General features: G+C 45.9%; 25 protein-coding genes. 12 read left to right on the top strand and 13 right to left on the bottom strand.

From position 1 onward, the window contains the following. Positions 1-15: 15 nt before the first annotated feature. Positions 16-1,104, top strand: coding sequence for a lipopolysaccharide heptosyltransferase I (waaC, locus tag ICN40_RS05625; RefSeq protein WP_216242719.1), 1,089 nt, complete (start codon positions 16-18; stop codon positions 1,102-1,104). Here waaC and ICN40_RS05620 read toward each other — a convergent pair. Beyond that, a complete protein-coding gene (locus ICN40_RS05620) occupies positions 1,101-2,726 on the bottom strand; it encodes a TolC family protein (protein ID WP_216242718.1) in 1,626 nt (541 codons plus the stop codon). The two genes, waaC and ICN40_RS05620, sit on opposite strands and share 4 nt — an antisense overlap. 120 nt (positions 2,727-2,846) lie before the next feature. Here ICN40_RS05620 and ICN40_RS05615 point away from each other — a divergent pair, with 120 nt between their 5' ends. The 4 genes from ICN40_RS05615 to trmB are packed head-to-tail and all read left to right on the top strand — an operon-like array spanning position 2,847 to position 5,968. After that, on the top strand, positions 2,847-3,692 hold the full coding sequence (locus ICN40_RS05615) for an undecaprenyl-diphosphate phosphatase (RefSeq protein WP_216242717.1): 846 nt from the start codon (positions 2,847-2,849) through the stop codon (positions 3,690-3,692). Positions 3,693-3,726: 34 nt separating this feature from the next. Then, complete coding sequence (locus ICN40_RS05610; RefSeq protein ID WP_216242715.1) at positions 3,727-4,191, top strand: DUF2721 domain-containing protein; 465 nt, start codon at positions 3,727-3,729, stop codon at positions 4,189-4,191. A 34-nt stretch (positions 4,192-4,225) separates the two neighbouring features. Then, positions 4,226-5,161: a UDP-glucuronic acid decarboxylase family protein gene (locus ICN40_RS05605; RefSeq protein WP_216242714.1), complete on the top strand. Its 936-nt coding sequence runs from the start codon at positions 4,226-4,228 to the stop codon at positions 5,159-5,161. A gap of 3 nt (positions 5,162-5,164) precedes the next feature. Continuing rightward, positions 5,165-5,968: a tRNA (guanosine(46)-N7)-methyltransferase TrmB gene (trmB, locus tag ICN40_RS05600; protein WP_216242713.1), complete on the top strand. Its 804-nt coding sequence runs from the start codon at positions 5,165-5,167 to the stop codon at positions 5,966-5,968. A gap of 44 nt (positions 5,969-6,012) precedes the next feature. On the opposite strand, the gene ICN40_RS05595 is transcribed toward trmB, so the two are convergent. From ICN40_RS05595 to ribBA, 4 genes are all read right to left on the bottom strand, one after another. Beyond that, a complete protein-coding gene (locus tag ICN40_RS05595) occupies positions 6,013-7,485 on the bottom strand; it encodes an NAD-dependent succinate-semialdehyde dehydrogenase (RefSeq protein WP_216242712.1) in 1,473 nt (490 codons plus the stop codon). A 110-nt stretch (positions 7,486-7,595) separates the two neighbouring features. Beyond that, positions 7,596-8,105: a transcription antitermination factor NusB gene (gene nusB, locus ICN40_RS05590; protein ID WP_216242711.1), complete on the bottom strand. Its 510-nt coding sequence runs from the start codon at positions 8,103-8,105 to the stop codon at positions 7,596-7,598. A gap of 5 nt (positions 8,106-8,110) precedes the next feature. Then, positions 8,111-8,626 carry a 6,7-dimethyl-8-ribityllumazine synthase gene (ribH, locus tag ICN40_RS05585; protein WP_072583310.1) on the bottom strand — a complete coding sequence of 172 codons (516 nt, stop codon included), beginning with the start codon at positions 8,624-8,626 and terminating at the stop codon, positions 8,111-8,113. 34 nt (positions 8,627-8,660) lie between these two features. Beyond that, positions 8,661-9,791, bottom strand: coding sequence for a bifunctional 3,4-dihydroxy-2-butanone-4-phosphate synthase/GTP cyclohydrolase II (gene ribBA / locus ICN40_RS05580; protein WP_216242710.1), 1,131 nt, complete (start codon positions 9,789-9,791; stop codon positions 8,661-8,663). A gap of 374 nt (positions 9,792-10,165) precedes the next feature. On the opposite strand from ribBA, the gene ICN40_RS05575 reads away from it, so the two are divergent. From ICN40_RS05575 to ICN40_RS05555, 5 genes are read left to right on the top strand one after another with little or no spacing between them, the layout of a single operon-like run. Beyond that, the gene (locus tag ICN40_RS05575) at positions 10,166-10,831 is read left to right on the top strand and encodes a hypothetical protein (RefSeq protein WP_216242709.1); all 666 of its coding nucleotides are present in this window, start codon (positions 10,166-10,168) and stop codon (positions 10,829-10,831) included. A gap of 26 nt (positions 10,832-10,857) precedes the next feature. After that, on the top strand, positions 10,858-11,157 hold the full coding sequence (locus ICN40_RS05570) for a hypothetical protein (protein ID WP_255561214.1): 300 nt from the start codon (positions 10,858-10,860) through the stop codon (positions 11,155-11,157). Between the two features lie 7 nt (positions 11,158-11,164). Then, a complete protein-coding gene (locus ICN40_RS05565) occupies positions 11,165-11,710 on the top strand; it encodes a Tfp pilus assembly protein FimT/FimU (RefSeq protein WP_255561213.1) in 546 nt (181 codons plus the stop codon). Between the two features lie 17 nt (positions 11,711-11,727). Next, positions 11,728-12,846: a bifunctional diaminohydroxyphosphoribosylaminopyrimidine deaminase/5-amino-6-(5-phosphoribosylamino)uracil reductase RibD gene (ribD, locus tag ICN40_RS05560; protein ID WP_216242705.1), complete on the top strand. Its 1,119-nt coding sequence runs from the start codon at positions 11,728-11,730 to the stop codon at positions 12,844-12,846. Positions 12,847-12,872: 26 nt separating this feature from the next. Further along, entirely contained in the window at positions 12,873-13,484 is a 612-nt protein-coding gene (locus ICN40_RS05555; RefSeq protein WP_216242703.1) for a riboflavin synthase, read from the top strand. Here ICN40_RS05555 and ICN40_RS05550 read toward each other — a convergent pair. After that, positions 13,481-13,726 (bottom strand): type II toxin-antitoxin system Phd/YefM family antitoxin, encoded by a 246-nt coding sequence (locus tag ICN40_RS05550; RefSeq protein WP_216242701.1) that lies wholly within the window; start codon positions 13,724-13,726, stop codon positions 13,481-13,483. The two genes, ICN40_RS05555 and ICN40_RS05550, sit on opposite strands and share 4 nt — an antisense overlap. A gap of 93 nt (positions 13,727-13,819) precedes the next feature. Between ICN40_RS05550 and ICN40_RS05545 the strand changes: the two genes are divergently transcribed. Both ICN40_RS05545 and ICN40_RS05540 read left to right on the top strand, forming a co-directional pair. Beyond that, positions 13,820-14,128, top strand: coding sequence for a type II toxin-antitoxin system HigB family toxin (locus tag ICN40_RS05545; protein WP_216242699.1), 309 nt, complete (start codon positions 13,820-13,822; stop codon positions 14,126-14,128). Then, positions 14,125-14,508 (top strand): type II toxin-antitoxin system HigA family antitoxin, encoded by a 384-nt coding sequence (locus tag ICN40_RS05540; protein WP_072583302.1) that lies wholly within the window; start codon positions 14,125-14,127, stop codon positions 14,506-14,508. Before ICN40_RS05545 ends, ICN40_RS05540 begins: the two co-directional genes overlap by 4 nt. 5 nt (positions 14,509-14,513) lie before the next feature. Here ICN40_RS05540 and queC read toward each other — a convergent pair whose 3' ends face one another. The 7 genes from queC to tolQ all read right to left on the bottom strand — a co-directional run bounded on the left by queC (position 14,514) and on the right by tolQ (position 19,899). After that, positions 14,514-15,257 (bottom strand): 7-cyano-7-deazaguanine synthase QueC, encoded by a 744-nt coding sequence (gene queC / locus ICN40_RS05535; RefSeq protein WP_072583301.1) that lies wholly within the window; start codon positions 15,255-15,257, stop codon positions 14,514-14,516. Between the two features lie 10 nt (positions 15,258-15,267). Further along, the gene (gene ybgF / locus ICN40_RS05530; protein WP_216242697.1) at positions 15,268-15,999 is read right to left on the bottom strand and encodes a tol-pal system protein YbgF; all 732 of its coding nucleotides are present in this window, start codon (positions 15,997-15,999) and stop codon (positions 15,268-15,270) included. Beyond that, positions 16,000-16,500 carry a peptidoglycan-associated lipoprotein Pal gene (pal, locus tag ICN40_RS05525; protein WP_216121639.1) on the bottom strand — a complete coding sequence of 167 codons (501 nt, stop codon included), beginning with the start codon at positions 16,498-16,500 and terminating at the stop codon, positions 16,000-16,002. Between the two features lie 119 nt (positions 16,501-16,619). Continuing rightward, on the bottom strand, positions 16,620-17,942 hold the full coding sequence (tolB, locus tag ICN40_RS05520) for a Tol-Pal system beta propeller repeat protein TolB (protein WP_216242695.1): 1,323 nt from the start codon (positions 17,940-17,942) through the stop codon (positions 16,620-16,622). A 3-nt stretch (positions 17,943-17,945) separates the two neighbouring features. Next, on the bottom strand, positions 17,946-18,764 hold the full coding sequence (gene tolA, locus ICN40_RS05515; protein ID WP_216121641.1) for a cell envelope integrity protein TolA: 819 nt from the start codon (positions 18,762-18,764) through the stop codon (positions 17,946-17,948). Positions 18,765-18,787: 23 nt separating this feature from the next. Further along, positions 18,788-19,207 carry a protein TolR gene (gene tolR, locus ICN40_RS05510; RefSeq protein ID WP_072583297.1) on the bottom strand — a complete coding sequence of 140 codons (420 nt, stop codon included), beginning with the start codon at positions 19,205-19,207 and terminating at the stop codon, positions 18,788-18,790. 35 nt (positions 19,208-19,242) lie between these two features. Then, complete coding sequence (tolQ, locus tag ICN40_RS05505; protein WP_215362629.1) at positions 19,243-19,899, bottom strand: protein TolQ; 657 nt, start codon at positions 19,897-19,899, stop codon at positions 19,243-19,245. Positions 19,900-19,930 lie beyond the last annotated feature (31 nt).

Below are 19,930 nucleotides of genomic sequence, written 5' to 3'. Positions count from 1 at the left end.
TAAGATAATGCTCATATGAGCGATTTATCTTCGACCAATTCAAAGCATCTCCCTTCAAATCCCAAGATTTTGTTGGTGAAGCTCTCCTCGCTTGGGGATGTACTTCATAACTTGCCCATTGTTTGGGATTTGCGCTCACGATTACCTCATGCCCAAATTGATTGGGTGGTAGAAGAGGGCTGCGTTCATCTTCTGGAGCCTCTGTTAAGTCGAGATGGCTTTAGAGGAATTGATCGGATTATTCCATTTGCATTGCGCCGCTGGAAAAAGAATCTTTTTAAGCTGTCTACCTGGAAAGAATTTTTCGCTTTTAAAAACGCGCTTCAAGAAATAACTTATGACGTCGTTGTGGAAACTCAAGGCTTACTCAAATCGGCCATCGTCTGCTCACTAGCTAGCAAGACTTCAAATGCTGTGGTGGCAGGCCTCGCTAACGCAACCCAATTCTCAGGTTACGAGCCTATAGCGAGAGCTTTCTATAGTCAGTCTGTGCAAGTACCCACTCAGTGCCACGCAGTAGATCGCTCCCGCTGGGTCACTTGCTCCGCCTTAGATTGGCAACGGATTGATCGTGCGAGTACTCCTCAGTTTTACCCTAAGCGCTATGTTGACTCCCTGGGTAAGTCTCCAATAAAAGTTGCTGACCAGTTCAAAGCACCTTATATTTTGTGTTTCCATTCAACAGCCCGAGAGGCAAAGCGTTGGCCTAATCAAAACTGGGTGGCCCTAGGCAATGAGCTTGTCAGCAAGGGTTATCAAGTGGTGCTGCCATGGGGTAATGTGGCTGAGAAAGACGTTAGCATCACTATTGCCAAGCAAATACCTGGTGCAATGGTTCCAAGTGCCTTCTCAATTGAGGAGGCTTTTTCTGTGATTGCAAACGCCGCACTCACAGTTGGCGTTGATACTGGCCTGACACATCTCGCCGCTGTATTAGGTAAGCCAACAGTTGAAATTTATTGCGATTCACCAAGATGGAAGACCGAAGGTTACTGGTCTGGCAATATTCACAATGTGGGTGATATTCAGGCATCACCTCATGTTGAGGAAGTGATTCAAGCCTCTTTGGATTTACTACTCTTAGATCGCTTCAAAGAGTCTTAACGCAGTAAAGAATTAATAGCCATCAGATCTTCGTCTGATAAGGTCGATGCACTTGCTTTAAGTCTGAGGGCGTTTAAGACCGTGCTGTAACGCGCTTGTTGTAACTGAGAGCGTGTTGTAAATAAAGTGTCGACTGCAATGAGCACATCAATATTGATTAAAGTGCCCACTTGAAAGCCTAATCGACTAGATTCAACAGCAGATTCTGCAGATCTTTCCGCAGCCTCATATGCTTTCACGCTAGCTAGACCGCCATAGAAGCCAGTAAATGCAGCGCGCGTATTTTGTGATGCAGTGCGTCTTGCATTGTCATAGTTGGCTTTCGCGGTATCTACTAATGCAGCATTTTGTCTGATCACGGAAATGTTATAGCCACCCGATACTATGGGTATGGTCATCTGCAGTCCAAGTGTATTGTTATAGACATTAGTTTGCGCAGGCGAGTAATTATTTGGTGTTCCGTTAGAGGTGTTGTAGCCAGAAGTGCCCACTAAATTAACGGAGGGATAGTTCAAAGCCTGAGCAGCGCGGTAAGTACTCTCAGCCAAATTCACTGAAAGTTGACCTGCTAATACTTTGAAATTGGCTGCCTCTGTTTGGTTAATCCAGTCATCCAAGGTTTGGCCTGGAGGAAGCACTGGATTGACGCTATCCACAAAGGATGTATTTTTGGCTTCCTTATTCTTGCTGCGAGGATCTTTGAGTACACCATCAATTTTGGCCGCTTTAACCAAAGGCCTCAGGGGGCCAACGGGGTGCCCGACCAACTGCTCTAAGACCCCCTTTTTAACGATCAAATCTGCTTGTGCAGCAATTTCTTGAGAAACGGTAAGGTCATAGCTAGCTTGAGCGGTATTGACATCAACGATGGTTGCAAGGCCAGCATCAAACTTCGCTTGTGCAACATCTAGCTGCTGCTTAATCAACTCTTTTTTATTACGATAAAGCGCCACATTGTCTTGGCTGGTGAGTGCATCAAAGTAGGCTTGAGAAACTCTCAGTATCAGATCTTGCTGAGCTTGAAAGAAATTCATATCAGCGATCTTCGTATTGAGATCACCTTGTTTAAAGGCTTCCAGCGCCCCCACATTAAAAACGGGTTGGGTTAATGTGACGGTATAGCTTTTTTGATCGAAGACGCGAGAATTTCCTGCATTGTTAGAGACTACGGTTGACCCGGCTCCATGCTGATAGTAGCGAGTACCACCCGGGGTTGCATTCGCTTGAGGCAGCAATAAAGAGAGACCTTGCCAGTAGAGTTCTTTGCTGGCTTGATAGTTAAAGCGTGCAGCATTCAATACCGGATCGCTAAATGCAGCATCTTGATAGAGCTGAATGAGATCGTTAAATTGAGCGTTATTGACTCCAGACTTGCTGTTTCCCAAATAGGATGGGGCAGGAGTTTCTGGCAATGCAGTTTTATTGGGCAGCGGGGCTATCTGAGGCGGCTGTTCAAGTCCAATCAGAGTGGAAGCACTCATTGGGGTTGGTAAAGCGGGCTTTGAAGCGGCATTCGGGCTTTGGGCTAGAGCATCAAAAGACCAGGTGCCAAGCCCGAGCGCCTGACTTAGGATCAAACCAAAGGCGGTAAGTCGGGAAAGTCTAAAGCGGGTTGGGGTCATGTAATTCGGATACTTTTCAATGTGCCATGCAGTTTAAGGCTAATTTATTCAAAATGCTCATTTAGACGCTATTTTGCCAAATCCTCTGAGTTGTCCCTATATACCTATAAAATTTGGTCCATGGATCTAATTTTGTTGCTTAAAGCAGTCATTCTGGGGGTGGTCGAGGGATTAACGGAGTTTTTGCCGATATCCAGTACCGGGCATCTGATATTGGTCGGGGATTTGCTCGACTTTAATAACGATCAAGGCAAAGCCTTTGAGGTCATTATTCAGTTTGGCGCCATTTTGGCGGTTTGCTGGGAGTTTCGCCAAAGGCTTATCAAAGTTGTCACCTCTTTCTCTGATAGTCCCATTGCCCGTCGATTTGTGCTGAATTTATTGATCGCTTCCATTCCGGCCATGGGTCTGGGTTTTTTATTTGGAAAACATATTAAGGCGGTATTGTTTTCACCAATCCCAGTGGCTAGCGCATTTATTGTGGGCGCGCTCATTATTTTTTGGGCCGAACGTCGCCAACAAAATCGAGCTGATGTATCTAGTCACATTACATCAGTGGATGACCTCACTCCTTTGGATGCGCTCAAAGTAGGCTTAGCGCAATGTGCGGCCTTAATTCCGGGGACATCGCGTTCGGGCGCAACTATTATTGGGGGCATGTTATTTGGATTGCCTCGCGCTGTTGCAACTGAGTTCTCATTCTTCTTGGCTATTCCAGTCATTGGTGGTGCCACCGCTTACGAGCTGCTTAAGCTCTGGAAAGCACCGGTAGCCTTCTCTGGAGAATTTACTCTCGCTACTGTTGTGGGCTTTATTGCTGCGTTTATTTCAGCGTTTGTCTGTGTGCGCTGGTTAATTCATTATGTGGCCCACCATAACTTCATTCCATTTGCTTGGTATCGCATTGCATTTGGATTGCTGGTTTTATTTACTTCCTATACTGGCTTAATCGCTTGGTCCCATTAATCTTTAAGTGACGTAAAAAGCTCAGGAAATTCTCATGGATGCATCAATAGACGCAATTACCAATAATATTCAGCTGGCATTGGCCCCTGTATTTTTGTTGACTGCTGTAGCTACTTTAATTAATGCTATCTCTGGTCGTCTAGCGCGATCAGTAGATCGTATGCGCGCTATTCGTCACTCTATCGATCGAGGCGAGGTAACAGATGCTGCACTCTTACAGCATCTGAATACAGAGGCTAATGAAGCCCAAATTCGAGGTCGTCTTTGTACGGCAGCCATATTTTTTGATGTACTCAGTGGTGTCTTTATTTCGTTGACTGTTCTCGAATTATTTTTCTTTCAAGCGGGTGCTGTGCGCTCATTGCAAACAACTTATGTCATCTGGACTTTTGTATTAGGCCTCATCTTTTTTATGACATCCCTCTCCATTGTGCTGACTGAGGTTGTTTATGCTTATCGATCTGCAGGCTGGAATACCCCAAAAAAGACTATTAGCTAGTGCATCTAAATACCCTTATTAAAAAAGACGAACTATGAACAAAATCCTCATCACCGGTGGCGCCGGCTTTTTGGGATCTCACTTAACTGAGAAGCTCCTTAAAGATGGTAATGATGTCTTGGTGGTGGATAACTATTTCACGGGCACCAAAGAGAACTTAGCGCATTTATTGCCTAACTCTCGCCTGGAGCTCATGCGTCACGATGTCACTTTCCCGCTCTATGTAGAGACCAATCAGATCTACAACCTCGCTTGCCCAGCATCTCCAGTGCACTATCAATATGATCCGGTGCAAACCACTAAAACGAGTGTGCATGGCGCTATTAATATGCTCGGACTTGCCAAAAGAACCAGAGCTCGCATTCTCCAAGCCTCCACTAGCGAGGTGTATGGCGATCCAGAGGTGCACCCTCAGCCAGAAGAGTACTGGGGTAAGGTCAACCCCATTGGTATTCGCTCTTGCTATGACGAAGGTAAGCGCTGCGCTGAGACTCTGTTTTTTGACTATTACCGCCAGCACAACTTAGACATCAAGGTCGTACGTATCTTTAATACCTATGGCCCACGGATGCACCCTAATGATGGCCGAGTCGTGAGCAACTTCATTGTGCAAGCATTGCAAGGCAAAGACATCACGATTTATGGTGATGGCCAGCAAACCAGAAGCTTTTGCTATGTCGATGACTTAATCGACGCTATGGTTAAGATGATGAACTCAGAAGAGGGCTTTACAGGTCCGGTGAACATTGGTAATCCTGGTGAGTTCACGATGCTCCAGTTAGCTGAAACGATCCTCAAGCTCTCAGGCAGTAAATCAAAGATCATTCATCAACCTTTGCCATCTGATGATCCAAAGCAGCGTCAACCGAATATCGAGCTCGCAAAAGCGAAGCTTGGTTGGCAACCAAAGGTCAATCTAGAAGATGGCCTAAAAGAGACGATTGCTTACTTTAAGAAGGTAGTGGCCTAAGTAATGGTTGATGGCTCTGCATCTGGAAGGCGCTTTGATGAGCGTATCCGCTCCTTTGTTTTAAGGGCGGGAAGAACGACTGCTGGTCAACAGCGCGCGATTGATGAGTTAGGCCCTCGGTTTTTACTTCCTTACCAAGCATCTAATCTCAATTTAAATGAGGCATTCCAAGGTTCAAGCAAGCCAAAGATATTGGAGATTGGCTTTGGAATGGGTGAGACAACCGCCAAGATTGCAGCTCTCAGAACAGAAGCTGATTTTTTGGCAATCGAAGTTCATCCTCCCGGCGTGGGTGCTTTACTCAAGCTAATCGGTGAAATCCATCTCACTAATCTCAGACTCATTCGCCATGACGCTGTAGAGGTACTTGAGCATATGCTTGCACCAACTTCTTTGGATGGCATTCATATTTACTTTGCTGATCCTTGGCATAAGAAGCGTCACCATAAGCGTCGTTTAATTCAGTCTGAATTTGTAAGACTTTTAGTCTCTAGATTAAAGCCGGGTGGCTATTTACATTTAGCTACCGATTGGCATAACTATGCCGAGCAAATGCTGTTGGTTCTGAATGCTGAAAATACTATACAAAATACTTCTAGCGAATTGATGAAGGTAGAAACTTTCACCGCTGAGGATGTTGCTAAGCCCGGCGAGGTTTGCAATGAATTTAAGCCTACCCTAGAACAGCTCAATGCCGAGCATCAGGGTTATGTCGTGCGCCCAGACTATCGTCCAGTGACGAAGTTTGAAAACCGTGGCGTCAAGCTAGGCCACGGTGTTTGGGATTTGGTCTACAAGAAAAAATAAACCAAGTAGCTAAAAAATAAATTAATAAAAAGAGATCTGCAGGCTTATAAGCCCACACAGACGTATTTCATCTCAAGGTATTCATCCATACCGTAGACGCTACCCTCGCGTCCTAGACCAGATTGCTTAATGCCACCAAAGGGCGCAACCTCGTTAGAGATTAATCCGGTATTAACCCCCACCATCCCATACTCCAAGGCCTCAGCTACTTTCCAAACACGGCCAATGTCACGACTATAGAAATACGATGCCAAACCAAACTGACTGCTATTGGCTAACTGGATGACCTCTTCATCACTCTCAAAAGGAATGATTGGCGCTATCGGCCCAAAGGTCTCTTCATAGGTAATCAACATTTGACTACTTACATTAGCCAGAATGGTCGGCTCATAAAAGTTCTTGCCTTCAATGGACTGTTTGCCACCAGTAACCAGCTTGGCACCTTTGCTAAGTGCATCAGCAACATGCTTTTGTACTTTCTCAAGAGCGGCCGTTTCAATCAGGGGGCCTTGAGTAATACCAGTCTCCATCCCATTACCGACTTTAATAACAGCTAGTGCTTTAGCAAACTTTTCAACAAACTGATCATGTACTTTTTTATGAACATAAAAGCGATTTGCACAAACACAGGTCTGACCAGAATTTCTAAATTTAGAAGCCATGGCACCACTGACAGCAGCATCGATATCGGCATCTTCAAAGACAATAAACGGTGCATGCCCACCTAACTCCAGAGCAAGTTTTTTGACAGTTGGCGCACACTGTTCCATTAGGATGCGACCCACTTCAGTCGAACCTGTAAAGGAAAGATGACGAACTGTAGGAGAGGAGCAAAGGGTTTTGCCAATCACAATCGATTGATTAGCATCGGCAGTCACAATATTAATTACCCCATCCGGAATGCCGGCACGCTTGGCAAGTTCAGCCAGAGCTAAAGCGGATAGCGGCGTCAATTCAGCAGGTTTAATCACAATGGTGCATCCCGCCGCTAATGCCGGTGCAATCTTGCGCGTAATCATGGCAATGGGGAAGTTCCATGGCGTAATAGCTACGCATACACCAATCGGTTGCTTTAAGACCATGAGGCGCTTGTCACTCCAGGTTGTACCCAGAATGGAGCCCTCTACGCGTTTCGCTTCTTCAGCAAACCACTCTACAAATGAAGCGCCATAAACAACTTCACCAGCAGCTTCACTTAGAGGCTTGCCTTGCTCGAGCGTCATGAGCTTTGCAAGATCTTGTGTATTTTCAATAATGAGGTCAAACCACTTGCGCATAATGTGCGCCCGCTCTTTGGCCAATTTGCTGCGCCATGCAGGCAGGGCTTTTTCAGCTGCGGCGATAGCAAGCTCAGCATCTTTGGTTTCTAAGTTCGCTACCAAAGCAATGATCTCATCAGTGGCTGGATTAGAAACTGCGAAGGTATTTTGATAGCCAATCCATTGGCCATCAATAAAAGCCTCTTCTCTAAAAAGACTTGAATCTTGTAATTGACTACGAATGTCTACTTTTTGCATGATGTTTGACCTTGGTATGGATGAAGATCATTTTATCCCTCAATAAATAAAATAGCCCCCAAGCTTTTAGGGCCTGGAGGCTGGATTCCTTGCTGCTAGTTAGGGGGTGTTTAGCCTGCCTGAGTCTCGGCGGTGCGAAGCTTTTGGGCAAGTAGATCAAGAACGCCATTGACATACTTATGGCCATCAGTACCGCCAAAGGTTTTAGCAAGTTCAACCGCTTCATTGATGGCCACTTTGTAAGGTACCGAAAGGTCGATAGCTAGTTCATAGGCGCCAATGAGTAATGCTGCGTGCTCCACTGGAGAAAGTTCGTTAATAGGGCGATCTAATGCTGGGGTAATAATCGCCTCCAGCTCATCGGTACGAGCCAGTACGCCATCAAAAATACCTTGGAAGAGATCAAGTTGGCAGCGACGGAATGCGGGGTCTTCAGCAAGCTGCTTGGCAATGGAGGCGCCATTAGGGATGCTGCCAGCACGACGCATGACTAGGCTTTGATAAACACCCTGGAGGGCGTATTCACGAGCGCGACGACGTGGTGTCAGTGAGCGCTTTGGAGCAGGCTTTACTTCCTTGGCGGCTTGAGGGCTTAGTGGGTTCTGGCTAGATGTAGACATGCGAATTATTCTTCTTCACTCGAGTTAATTTCGATATCAATATCAGGAGTTAATGCCAAGGCTAAATTTGCCATCTCCACTACTGCTTGAGCACATTCTGCGCCTTTTACCTGAACACGAGCAAGAGCTTGCTCATCAGTGTCGCAAGTGAGCACACCATTGGCGATTGGTAATCCAGAGTCAATCGAGATACGAGTGATGCCAGAAGCAGATTCATTGGAGACTAATTCAAAGTGATAGGTCTCACCACGAATCACTGCACCTAGGGCAACTAAGCCATCAAACTCACCAGTCTCGGCCATTTTTTGGAGGGCAAATGGAATCTCTAGCGCGCCAGGAACAGTCACCAATTTGATATCCGCTTGGGAAACCCCAAGAGAAATTAATTCATTGATACAGGAATTGGTTAGGGCAACGCAATGATCTTCATTAAAGCGTGCTTGCACAACACCGATACGGAGATCTTGACCATTGAGATCAGCTTCTAGTACGCCTACAAAATCATTAGTGGAACTCGTCATATCAATCTTTAAAATATTCAGGCTTTAATGGAATTTAAGAAGTGTACGGCTTGTAACCTGTAACCTCGAGCTTATAACCAGAAAGGCTAGGCACAGGACTTGGGTTGGCAAGCAAGCGCATTTTGCCAACACCAATATCTTTCAATATTTGGGCGCCAATACCATAGCTTCTAAAATCAGTTTTTCTGGCCAACGGTTTCTTGCTTTCTTCCTGCGATTGATTCAGTTTCTGAAATTGCGCTAACCAATCTTGATCATTAGGGGCGGCAATGCCAGAGGCATTGAGGAGCACGGCTACGCCAGCCGGTGAAGCGGCAATTTGCTCTAAGGCCTTCGCTAGCGGCCATGAATGATTGCTGACGTTGGAGTCCAGGAAGTCTAAAACAGTGACTGGCTCATGCACGCGCACTAAGGTTTCTTGAGCTTCAGAAGGCTTGCCATGCACTAATGCAATATGAATGCATGAGCTAGGAGTATCACGATAAATAATGCCTTGGAATTTTCCCCAAGGGGTAATGAATTCACGGGTACCTTCGCGAACCACAATGCTTTCATGTTGGCTACGGTATTGAATGAGATCTGCAATGCTGCCAATTTTTAATTGATGCTCTTTCGCAAACTCTAGAAGATCTGGAAGACGTGCCATGCTGCCATCGTCTTTCATGATTTCACAAATTACGGAAGTTGCTGAGCATCCAGCCATTGCTGCCAAGTCGCAACCCGCTTCAGTATGTCCTGAGCGTATAAGTACACCACCAGGCTGTGCCATCAGTGGAAAAATATGGCCAGGTTGTACTAAATCACTGGGCTTGGCATTTGATGCCACAGCAGTTTTAATGGTGAGCGCACGATCAGCCGCTGAGATGCCTGTAGTTACTCCGCTAGCTGCTTCGATAGAAACTGTGAAATTCGTTCCCATGGATGTGCCGTTATCCCGAACCATCAAAGGTAGGTTGAGTTGTTGGCAGCGCTCGCGCGTCAAGGTTAAGCAAATCAATCCACGGCCGTGTTTTGCCATGAAATTCACAGCCTCAGCGGTGACATGATCGGCGGCTATGACTAAATCACCTTCGTTCTCACGATCTTCTTCATCGACGAGGATCACCATTTTGCCGGCGCGGAGCTCGGCAATGATTTCTTCAGTGGAGGCAAGGGTATTTGGCATAGCCCTCTATTTTAAGCTCAGGAGCCCTTTACAGTGCTGTCCTACCTCAATATCCCGCGTTTCTGACAGCAAGAGCCTTGGTTCGGAGTTTCAGTCCACAAGACTGCCTTTGAAAATGGGCAATGCCCCCTATAAAGCACCCCAGCCTCCAATGAGATCTAAAAATGGCCAGGGATTCATCTTGCTGGAGGTTCTGGTCGCAATGGCCCTGATTTTGGGAGTTTGGATGACATCGGTGGGCGTTTATCAGCGCCTCGCTTTAACTCTGACACAACAAGAAAGTAAAAGAGCTCAACTCAGAAAGGATTCGGATGCTTTTGAAATACAAGAACACAGCAGGACCAATAGCAATCTACCCAAAAAAGCCCTAAGTAATGAGTCTGCTCGAATGTCTAGTCGGAATCGCTCTATGCGCGCTTCTACTCAACCCTCTCTTAAAGACAAGCGCTGATTTGGTAATTAAGCAAATTGAGTATGAAAAATCACAAGCATTAATTTCAGAAGCAGATCGTGCGTTTGAATTAATTGGCCGAGCGATTCGTATGGCTGGTTATCGAAATATTCAAACCGCTCAAATCCCAATCCAAAAGTCAGGACAAAAAATAAGACATCAAAAAAACGATGATTCATTTCTTCGGGTTGAAAAAAGGTCGGGATTTCGTGGATCGGATTCATTGATCATTCGTCATGAATTATCCGCTGGTACAGATTTTGATTGCATTGGTAATGCACTTACTCAAGATCGCACAAAAAATAACTTAGCCATGCAAGGATTCTTGGTGGATTATCAGGCAGGCATTCCCAAAGGTAAGAAAGTCAATGGCGGTTCGCTAATTTGTCAGTCGCTCGATCGCCAGGGACGCATTCAAAACACCACCTTAATGAATGGAGTCAATAGTCTTTTGATAGAAGAGTTGAACCCCTCTCACACCCAGCAATCATCGGCATCAAGACTTTTTAAGATCAAGCTACAAATGACTGATGGAGCTAAGCTCAACCTAGATCTTGAAAGAACTTTTTCGACGCGGAATCTCTTGTGATATTGGCTTGGGTGATATCGCTGCTCTTGCTCTGTTCATCTCTCATTGCGTATTTAGAGAGACTGAGTGCATTACGTATCGTAGAAGTAAAAACAATGGAAGTAGCCAAGAAACATTTTCTTGCTGCTGAAAAATCAGTCTTAGACTGCGAGAAAAATTTAACCACTCTTGCTAATTTGGAAGAGAATGTTTGCTTTGTTCAATCAGTCGGTAAAAACCGTTGGCTGATTTCGAGCAAAGAGAAGCCGGCGATTCAGATTGGTGTTGTGATTGATGCAACATCTGGCATAGTCACTCGCATGAACTGGCGACAAGTATTTGAATAACTGCAAGTTGGATTCGAAATCTGGATTTAGCCTCCTTGAATTAATGGCTGTGGTTTTACTCATTGCCATTGTTGCGATGATGACTATGCCTTTATTGCAAGAACAAATTGCCGCTCGAGAAATTGAAACTATTGCCAGAAGGTTTATTGCTCATGCCCACTTTGCTCGTCAGCAGGCCTTACATTTGGGTCAACCCGTCTACCTTGCGCCTATTTCTAGCGATCGGTGGGAGGCGGGTTGGGTGGTTAAAAGTGGCTGCATCGAAAAGCCAGCCAAACCGGGCTGCATCGAAAAGCCCTGGTTTTCGCAGGGAAGTATTGACCCCGTTTACTTTAAGGGTGGAGGCAAGCAATTCATCGACCCCAATTCGGGCAAGAAGGGCATTCTGTTTAATGCCGCTGGTGCGGCAAAAACGGCTCAAGGCGGCTTTGTAGCTAATCGATTGATCCTTGGTCATAGCAGGGCTCCCGACTTGGAGCGCCAAATGATTTTGGGAAGTGGAGGGCGCTGGCGAATCTGTGACCCTGCTAGAGATGCAAAGCGCTGCAATTGAATGGTTTAATAGACCCTATGTACAGCGCAGTTGACCACCAGTTCATGAGCGAGGCAATAGCCGAGGCTCAAAAAGCACTTTATTTATCGAACCCTAATCCTAGAGTGGGTTGTGTCATTGTTAAAGATGGCAAAGTGATTGGTAAGGGCTTTACTCAGAAGGTAGGCAGCGCTCATGCTGAGGTGCAAGCCCTAGCGAACGCTAAATCACTCGGAAATGATCCTACGGGATCAACCATCTATGTAACGCTGGAACCCTGCAGTCATACCGGGCGAACTCCCCCATGTGTCGATGCATTAATTGCTGCAAAACCGAAAGCCGTATTTGTAGCGATGTCTGATCCCAATCCCTTGGTTGCGGGTAAAGGCTTGGAGTGTTTAACAGCTGTTGGCATCAAAGTACATTGCGGGTTAATGGAGGCAGAAGCACGGGCATTGAACCCAGGATTTATCTCAAGGATGACTAGAGGCTTGCCTTGGGTGCGCATGAAAATCGCTGCGACCCTGGATGGCAAAACAGCTTTGCCTGATGGCCGTAGTCAATGGATCACCGGACCATTAGCGAGAGCAGATGGCCATCATTGGCGTGCGCAAGCTTGTGCCATTGTGACTGGTGTAGGCACTGTTAAAGAAGATGATCCCACCCTCAATGTGCGAGATATTCAAACTGAGCGTCAACCTTGGCGCATCATCGTTGATTCCAAATTAGAAACGCCGCTGGCAGCAAAGATTCTCAATAACATTGATCAATCAGGCATCATCATTGTTTGTGCCAACTTGGACAGCCCTGAAATGCAGAAAAAAGCGCAAGTATTTACTGAGCGCGGTATAGAAGTTATTGCTATGGCTAACCCATCTGGCAAGGTGGATCTGCCAAAGCTATTCTCGTATTTAGCTAAAGAGCGTGAGATGAATGAGATTCATATTGAGTCAGGCTTTAAGCTCAATGGTTCTTTGCTCAGAGAAGATTGTGTAGATGAGCTACTGCTCTACTACGCCCCATTCCTAATGGGTGATGGTATTGGTATGGCCAATGTGTCACCCTTGAGCTCCTTGGAAAGCAAGCAAGAATGGCAAGCGATAGATCACAGTCTATTTGGCCCAGATCTTCGTTTACGCCTAGTTAAAAAGCAATAAGAATCATTCGGAACTAAAATCCCCCTATGTTTACTGGAATCATTACTGCGGTTGGTCAAATAAAGAGTGCTCAAGCAAAGGGCGATGGCTTGCATTTAGTTGTTGAGGTTCCATCTGGCTATTTGGATGATGTTGCCTTGGGTGACAGCATTGCCATTCAAGGCGCTTGCATGACAGCTACCCAGTTAACCAGCAATTCTTTTGCTCTGGATATTTCTCGTGAGTCTCTGAATAAAACCATTGGTCTAGATAGGGTCGGTCCAGTCAATCTTGAAAAAGCCATGCGCTTAAATGATCGCTTGGGCGGACATTTAGTTAGTGGGCACGTAGATGGTGTTGGTAAAGTGGCGCATTTTGCTCAAGTGGCTAATGATGCTTATGGATCCTGGTTGTTACGCATCGAGGCACCAAAAGAGTTGGCGCAATACTTGGCTTATAAAGGCTCGATTGTTGTGAATGGTGTATCGCTCACAGTCAATCAGACCGAAGACACGGCAACCGCTTGCATCATCAATATCAACATCATTCCCCACACCTTGGAAAACACTACGTTGGGTAATCTCAAGCAAGGCGATGCTGTAAATCTTGAAGTAGATTTGATTGCGCGCTATGTAGCTAGAATGCTTAATAAGGCTTAAATCTTTACTTTTATAGTTTTGCCGCCCCTACGAGCCTTGATACTTTTTATTAGTGAGGCATCATCAATAAAATCAAGTACCACTTCATATGCCTTAGCTGACAAAAGATAAGCCTTAGGTTTGTTGCTATTTAAGATGGCCATAGGTAGATCGTCTGCATTACCAATAATCTTCTTAGGATTGCGTTTTAGCTCAGCCATGCTGACTGTGGTTTTGATGCGAAGTATGTCTGCAATATCCATGTGACTTGTAATTTTAAATCGCTTAAATCTTAATTGGCATGGGGTTATATGGCCCCACTTGCAATAGTCCCATTTTGGGACTAAAATTAATATGTGCGAATAATAGCCAGAAAACACCTAATAAATTTTTGGCGTATTCATCCCGATGCCGAGCAGCCACTTAAAGCTTGGTATGACGAGGTGGCGCATGCAAGTTGGAAAAGGCCGCAAGATATAAAGAATAAGTATCGAAATGCGAGTTTTATTGCAGGCAACAGAGTTGTCTTTAATATCAAAGGAAATTCCTACCGTTTGGTGGTGGCAGTTGCTTATAGTTTTGGGGCGGTATATGTGAAATTTATTGGTAGCCATGCTGCATACGATCGAATTGATGCTTGCACAGTGCAGTTGGAGGAAAAATGAAAGAATTAAAACCCATTCGTAACAAGCTTGAATACAAGGATGCCCTAGCCCAGGCGTCTTACTATTTTGATCATGAGCCAAAACCTGGGACTAAGGATGGAGATAGGTTTGAGATCCTCTTAATGCTCATTGAGTCTTATGAGAGCAAGCACTATGCGATTCTTCCACCAGACCCAATTGAGGCAATTAAATTCAGAATGGAACAATCCGGCTTGAGTCCAAAGGATTTGCAGCCGATGATCGGTGGCCTAAATCGCGTATATGAAATATTAAATCGCAAACGCCCCCTTACACTGAAGATGATTTGGAGGTTGCACTCTATGTTGGGGATCCCTGCTGATAGTTTGATTCAGCAGGATGATGAGCTGCGCGCAGCCTAATACGTTTAATACTTTTTTTGGTAGCGAGTAGGATCGCCCACATTAGCTTGCTTAAAGCCTGCCTGCCTTAGACGGCAAGACTCACATTCTCCACAAGCTTCACCCAAATCATTAGCTTGGTAGCAAGAGACTGTTTGCGAGTAATCAACGCCTAGAGTGCTTCCTAGCTGGATGATTTCACCTTTAGTTAGGCTGATGATAGGCGCGTGCACTCTAAAACGATTTGCATCATTGATGGCTTCTACACCTGCTTTAGTAGCTAGGTTAGCCATATGTTCAAAAGAGGCAACATATTCAGGGCGGCAGTCAGGATAGCCTGAGTAATCTACCGAATTAGCCCCATAGAAAACATCTAGTCCGCCTAATGACTCTGCCCAACCCAATGCAAGTGATAGCAGGATCGTATTGCGTGCTGGTACGTAGGTAACGGGGATTTCTTGATCTTTGCCGGGGGTCGTTGGGATTGCAATCGAGGAGTCAGTTAAAGCAGAGCCCCCAAAGCGAGTGAGATCTAGGTTAACTACTTCGTGTCGTGCCACTCCAATTTGCTTGGCAATATGTTTGGCCGCTGCCAGCTCAGATGAATGACGCTGACCATATCCAACCGAGAGGGCGTAGGGCGTATATCCCAAGTCTTTGGCAAGAGCTAGAACAGTAGTGGAGTCCAACCCACCCGAAAACAGAATGACCGCTGGAGCGCCTGCTTTACGGGGCGCCAGAGATTCGAATGCAGCAGAAAGCTTAGACATAGATGATTAATTACTTGGTGCTAGCAATGAGTTGCTGCGCATCCTTGGCTGCGTCAGTATCTGGATACTTAGCGATGATTTCGTTAAATGTTTTTTTAGCTGCTGCCTTATTGCCACTTTCTAATTGCGAGTTTCCTAAAGTCACCATCGCTGCAGGAATACGTGGATGATTCGGAAATTTCTTAATTAGGCTTTGTAGTTGGCTAATCGCACCGGCGTAATCTTTATTCGCATATTTGCTATTACCGCTCCAGTACAGAGCAAGTGGTAAGTAAGGGCTTTTAGGATATTTGGCTGCAAATACTGAAAATCCCTCATCAGCTTTTTTGAGACTGCCTGCTTGGAATGACTTTAAGGCGTCGTCGTAGGCTTTTTTCTCACCAGGTTGTACTGTTCCAGAAACGCCTTCAATCGTTACGGTGCGAGGCTCAAAATTACCTAAACGAGTATCGAGATCTTGGTAGTAAGTCTTCTGACTGGTACTAATGTCTTCGCCTTGTTTCTCAAGTTCTTCAACTTTGCCACGGAGCTCTGCATTCTCAGTTTTGAGTTTGTCGATTTGGCCCTGTAACTCAAGCTGGGTGGTGGCTAGAGACTTACGCAGATCCAGAATTGCCTTACGCGCTTCATCATCAGAGAAGAGCGCCCAGGCGCTATTAGATGCGCCTAAGCAAATGAGAGCAGCACTTAAAACAAACGCTCGTGAGAGCGTTTGTTTTACTGAGCATGAAAGTATCTTCATTTAGTTCGTGATGTAAACAATATCAGCGCGGCGATTTTCTGCCCAAGCTGCTTCGGTATCACCTTCTGCTTTTGGTTTTTCTTTACCAAAGCTCACCGCTTCCATTTGGTCGTCAGAAACGCCCATCAAGTTCAATGATTTACGTACAGCATCAGAACGACGTTGGCCAAGTGCCAAGTTGTATTCAGCTGTGCCGCGTTCATCGGTATTGCCTTGAATAATGATCTTCTGCTTTGGATTCGCTTTTAAGTAGCCTGCATGAGCAGACAACATTTTTTGGTATTTAGTCTGAACGGTGTATTCATCAAAGCCAAAGTAAACGCTTTTCTCAAAGAGTGGGCTGCTTGGATCATTCCACGGCTGTGAGCCAAATTTGCCACTGCCGCTACCATTGGCGCCATCAGTGTCATCTAGTTTGACGCTGGAGCATGCTGCCATCAAAAATGCTGTGGCACCGATCAAGGCGAATGTCGCTGCGCGACGTGCGATAGAAATCTTCATGAATTTTCCTTTTTCCTACGAGCTAAATCTATAAATGAATCAATAGACAATATTATGCCCCCAAGAACGTCAAAAGTGACTATTTCAACCCCTAAAAGGGGGTTTAACGTAGTTAGGACCTAGTCCATGAATGGACCCCAGGATGGCTGACGTACATCAGATCCTGGAATGCTCAACACTTGCTTGGAATTGCCGTCTACTGAGACAGCAGCAAGAACCCGTTTACCACCCACTTTGGTGGAGTAGAGAACATAGCGGCCATTGGCAGCAAAGGAAGGAGATTCATCACTAGTGCCATCAGTAAGTGCCTGAGCATCACCGGTAGCTAAGTTCAGAATGTAGAGACGGTATGCGCCACCAACGTTAGCAATGTAAGCTAAGTACTTGCCATCAGGTGAGATGCGAGGTGAGGTCACAAAACCTTGTTTGAAGGTAATCCGTTTTACGCCTTCAGCTTGTTCGCCATCAGCACTCATACGATAGATTTGTGGGTTACCACCGCGATCGCTGGTGAAATAGATATAGCGACCATCAGCAGAATATTGCGGCTCAGTATCAATCGTGTTGCCACGAGTTAAGCGATGTAAACCCGTGCCCTCGGCATTGATGCCGTAGATCTGAGTGTTGCCGTCTTTAGATAATGAGATGGCTAATTTCTTACCATCAGGTGACCAGGCTGGTGCACTGTTGTTGCCTTTTTGATTTGATAGAGAAATGCGACGACCAGTAGCAAGCTCGTGAACATAAATGACTGGCTTGCGGTCTTCAAAAGAAACGTACGCCACTTTCTTGCCATCAGGTGACCAGGATGGGGAAATGATGGGCTCAGCACTATTGAGTGCATTGCGAATATTTTGACCGTCAGCATCCGAGATCACCAGGCGATAGCGCTTGCCATCCTTGATGACGTAGGAGAGACGGGTGGAGAACACGCCACGCTCACCCAGTAATTTGAAGATGATGTCATCAGCAATTTTGTGGGCAACCGCACGCAGGTTATCGGCGCTTGAGTTGAGATTTAAGCCACCCAGACTTTGGGATTTACGAACATCAAACAGCTTGTAATGAATGTCAAACTGATTATTGCCAGTCTGCACGACTGATCCAACCACCAGTGCATCAGCACCGCGTGCTGCCCACGATTTGTAGTTAGGCGTACCATCATCACTCTCAACGGCATTACCATTTTCTGTATTTTTAAAGTAACCGCTGCGCGCTAAATCTTGCCGAATGATTTCAGTAATGCTAGTGGGTAATTTATTTTCATCCTTAAAGCGCATCACTGCGATTGGATAAAGTGATTGACCAACGCCTGTAATTTCAATATTCATCTGCGCTAGCGCAGGCATTGCAAAGCTGATACAAAGAGCAATAACAATCAAGCGAAAAGAGTTCAATTTTGATGCTAGTTTCTGTAGCTGTCTTTTTACTAATTGCAACATGCATTAATCCTTGGGTTTAAAAGTCAGTTTTACTTCGCGTTGAGGAATTTTGCCATTGTCGTCTTTTGGCAGGCTTTCTGCGCGAGAAAGTGCGAGGAGTACGGCACGGTCCCAGCCAGCGTTGCCGCTAGAGGATTGAATGCTGGTGCTCAAAATAGCTCCGTCTGGAGCAAGGCTCACCAGAATAACTGCAGCAGGGTTGCCGCTCACAGATTCAGGGTTAAAGACGATCAATGGCTTAACCTTTTTAATTACTTTATCAGTCCAGCCTGGAGGTGCATTACCTCCGCCGCCGACTCCACTGCCAACGGTTCCACCCCTACCACCTTCGGCACCAGCTGCTGCACGTAAACGCGCTAACTGATCTGCACGTGCTTTTTCTGCTGCGGCATTGGCTTTGGTTTCTGCCGGTGACTGTGCTTTAGGAGCTTCAGCCTTTTTCGGCGGCTCTTCCTTCTTCGGCTTTTCCTTCTCCTTGGGCGGAGGAGGTTTTATTGCTTTAGGAGTTTCTTTCACCTCTTTTTTAGGAGGCTCTTTCTCAACCTTCTTTTTCTTGATGGCGATATCAGCAGCTTCTTCTTTAACTTCTGTTTTGAGTTCTGGTTCAGGCGGTGCTTCAACCTGTGGAGCGGAATCCCAAAGTTCAACTTCAACACCAGAAGAGGTGGTGTTGTTCCAGCTGATACCAATCATTAAAAAAGCGAGCAAACCTAAATGCGCAATCAGTGAAAAAGTAAACGCGCGCTTAGTGCTTTCTTCCTTCGTAAAACGCCCTCGCTTAAACGGCGAAAATGATTGCTGAAAAGAAGGTGCGCTATTCATGAGCAGCTATGAAGGCCAGATTCTTACTGGGTCTTGACCGCAAGGCCAACGCGCTTCACGCCATTCTCTTTGAGCTTGGACATGACTTCCATCACTGTTTCATATTTGATGGATTTATCTGCGGCGATGACAATGGGTTGATCGGCAGACTTTTCTGCTTGTGATCTTGCAAAAGCACCGAGTTCAAATTTATTGAGTGTTTGAGTCGGATCACCATCTTTGCGAACGATGACATTCTCGTTGGCATCAATCGTTAGAAAGACTGGCGGTAGTGATTGCACTTTGGCGCCACCAACAGTGGGTAAGTTGACAACACCTGGATTGACCATTGGTGCAGTGACCATAAAGATCACGAGTAATACCAGCATTACGTCGATGTACGGAACGACGTTGATGTCAGACATTGCCCGACGTTTGTTTTTACGTAATGAAGATCCAGCCATAATTTTTTCGCTTATCGGTTCACTCGTTATTTCAATTAACGGCCTGCAGTCTGACGCTGCAAAATATTGGTGAACTCTTCAATGAAAGTTTCAAAGCGAATGGAGAGGCGGTCTACATCAGTTGCTGCGCGGTTGTAAGCCACTACTGCCGGAATTGCTGCGAACAAACCAATCGCTGTTGCAATCAATGCTTCTGCGATACCCGGAGCTACAGCAGAAAGGGTGGCGTTTTGCACATTAGCCAAACCGCGGAAGGAGTGCATGATGCCCCAAACGGTGCCAAAGAGGCCGATATAGGGAGAAACTGAGCCTACAGATGCCAAGAAAGGTAGATTGGCTTCTAGAAGGTCCATTTCACGTTGGTAGGTGGCTTTCATGGCGCGACGGGCGGCGTCAATCTCACGACCTTTTGCAAATTCTTGCATCCCAGCTTCGAAAATATGCTCTAGGACCGCGTCATTGCGGTTATTACGCTGGGCTGCCTCCAGGAGGGTATTGAGGTCGCCACCGGCCCAAAAGTCGCGCTCAAAGCGCTCAGTATCCTGACGGACCCCACGTAAAACAGCAGTTTTCTTGAAAATAATGGTCCAAGAGGCGACGGACATCCCTAGTAATAACAACATTACCAACTGTACTAATAGGCTGGCATTAAGGACTAGGGAGAGAAATGAGAGGTCTTGTGTAGAGGTCATGATGGATTTTGTATGATGTAGGTTGATTTTA

Origin of the sequence: Polynucleobacter sp. Fuers-14 (genome assembly GCF_018882045.1) — a bacterium.
Lineage (GTDB): Bacteria > Pseudomonadota > Gammaproteobacteria > Burkholderiales > Burkholderiaceae > Polynucleobacter.
The sequence above is the reverse complement of the archived record's forward strand: the minus strand, read 5'-3'. Positions and strand labels throughout refer to the sequence as shown.

Coding starts and splice junctions, on each gene's coding strand:
- ICN40_RS05620 (WP_216242718.1), bottom strand. CDS start 2,726: ATGACCCCAACCCGCTTTAGACTTTCCCGACTTACCGCCTTTGGTTTG.
- ribD (WP_216242705.1), top strand. CDS start 11,728: ATGTACAGCGCAGTTGACCACCAGTTCATGAGCGAGGCAATAGCCGAG.
- tolA (WP_216121641.1), bottom strand. CDS start 18,764: ATGAATAGCGCACCTTCTTTTCAGCAATCATTTTCGCCGTTTAAGCGA.
- nusB (WP_216242711.1), bottom strand. CDS start 8,105: ATGTCTACATCTAGCCAGAACCCACTAAGCCCTCAAGCCGCCAAGGAA.
- queC (WP_072583301.1), bottom strand. CDS start 15,257: ATGTCTAAGCTTTCTGCTGCATTCGAATCTCTGGCGCCCCGTAAAGCA.
- waaC (WP_216242719.1), top strand. CDS start 16: ATGAGCGATTTATCTTCGACCAATTCAAAGCATCTCCCTTCAAATCCC.
- ICN40_RS05555 (WP_216242703.1), top strand. CDS start 12,873: ATGTTTACTGGAATCATTACTGCGGTTGGTCAAATAAAGAGTGCTCAA.
- ICN40_RS05550 (WP_216242701.1), bottom strand. CDS start 13,726: ATGGATATTGCAGACATACTTCGCATCAAAACCACAGTCAGCATGGCT.
- ICN40_RS05615 (WP_216242717.1), top strand. CDS start 2,847: ATGGATCTAATTTTGTTGCTTAAAGCAGTCATTCTGGGGGTGGTCGAG.
- tolB (WP_216242695.1), bottom strand. CDS start 17,942: ATGTTGCAATTAGTAAAAAGACAGCTACAGAAACTAGCATCAAAATTG.
- ICN40_RS05605 (WP_216242714.1), top strand. CDS start 4,226: ATGAACAAAATCCTCATCACCGGTGGCGCCGGCTTTTTGGGATCTCAC.
- ICN40_RS05610 (WP_216242715.1), top strand. CDS start 3,727: ATGGATGCATCAATAGACGCAATTACCAATAATATTCAGCTGGCATTG.
- pal (WP_216121639.1), bottom strand. CDS start 16,500: ATGAAGATTTCTATCGCACGTCGCGCAGCGACATTCGCCTTGATCGGT.
- tolQ (WP_215362629.1), bottom strand. CDS start 19,899: ATGACCTCTACACAAGACCTCTCATTTCTCTCCCTAGTCCTTAATGCC.
- tolR (WP_072583297.1), bottom strand. CDS start 19,207: ATGGCTGGATCTTCATTACGTAAAAACAAACGTCGGGCAATGTCTGAC.
- ribH (WP_072583310.1), bottom strand. CDS start 8,626: ATGACGAGTTCCACTAATGATTTTGTAGGCGTACTAGAAGCTGATCTC.
- ribBA (WP_216242710.1), bottom strand. CDS start 9,791: ATGCCAAATACCCTTGCCTCCACTGAAGAAATCATTGCCGAGCTCCGC.
- ICN40_RS05540 (WP_072583302.1), top strand. CDS start 14,125: ATGAAAGAATTAAAACCCATTCGTAACAAGCTTGAATACAAGGATGCC.
- ybgF (WP_216242697.1), bottom strand. CDS start 15,999: ATGAAGATACTTTCATGCTCAGTAAAACAAACGCTCTCACGAGCGTTT.
- ICN40_RS05575 (WP_216242709.1), top strand. CDS start 10,166: ATGAGTCTGCTCGAATGTCTAGTCGGAATCGCTCTATGCGCGCTTCTA.
- ICN40_RS05595 (WP_216242712.1), bottom strand. CDS start 7,485: ATGCAAAAAGTAGACATTCGTAGTCAATTACAAGATTCAAGTCTTTTT.
- trmB (WP_216242713.1), top strand. CDS start 5,165: ATGGTTGATGGCTCTGCATCTGGAAGGCGCTTTGATGAGCGTATCCGC.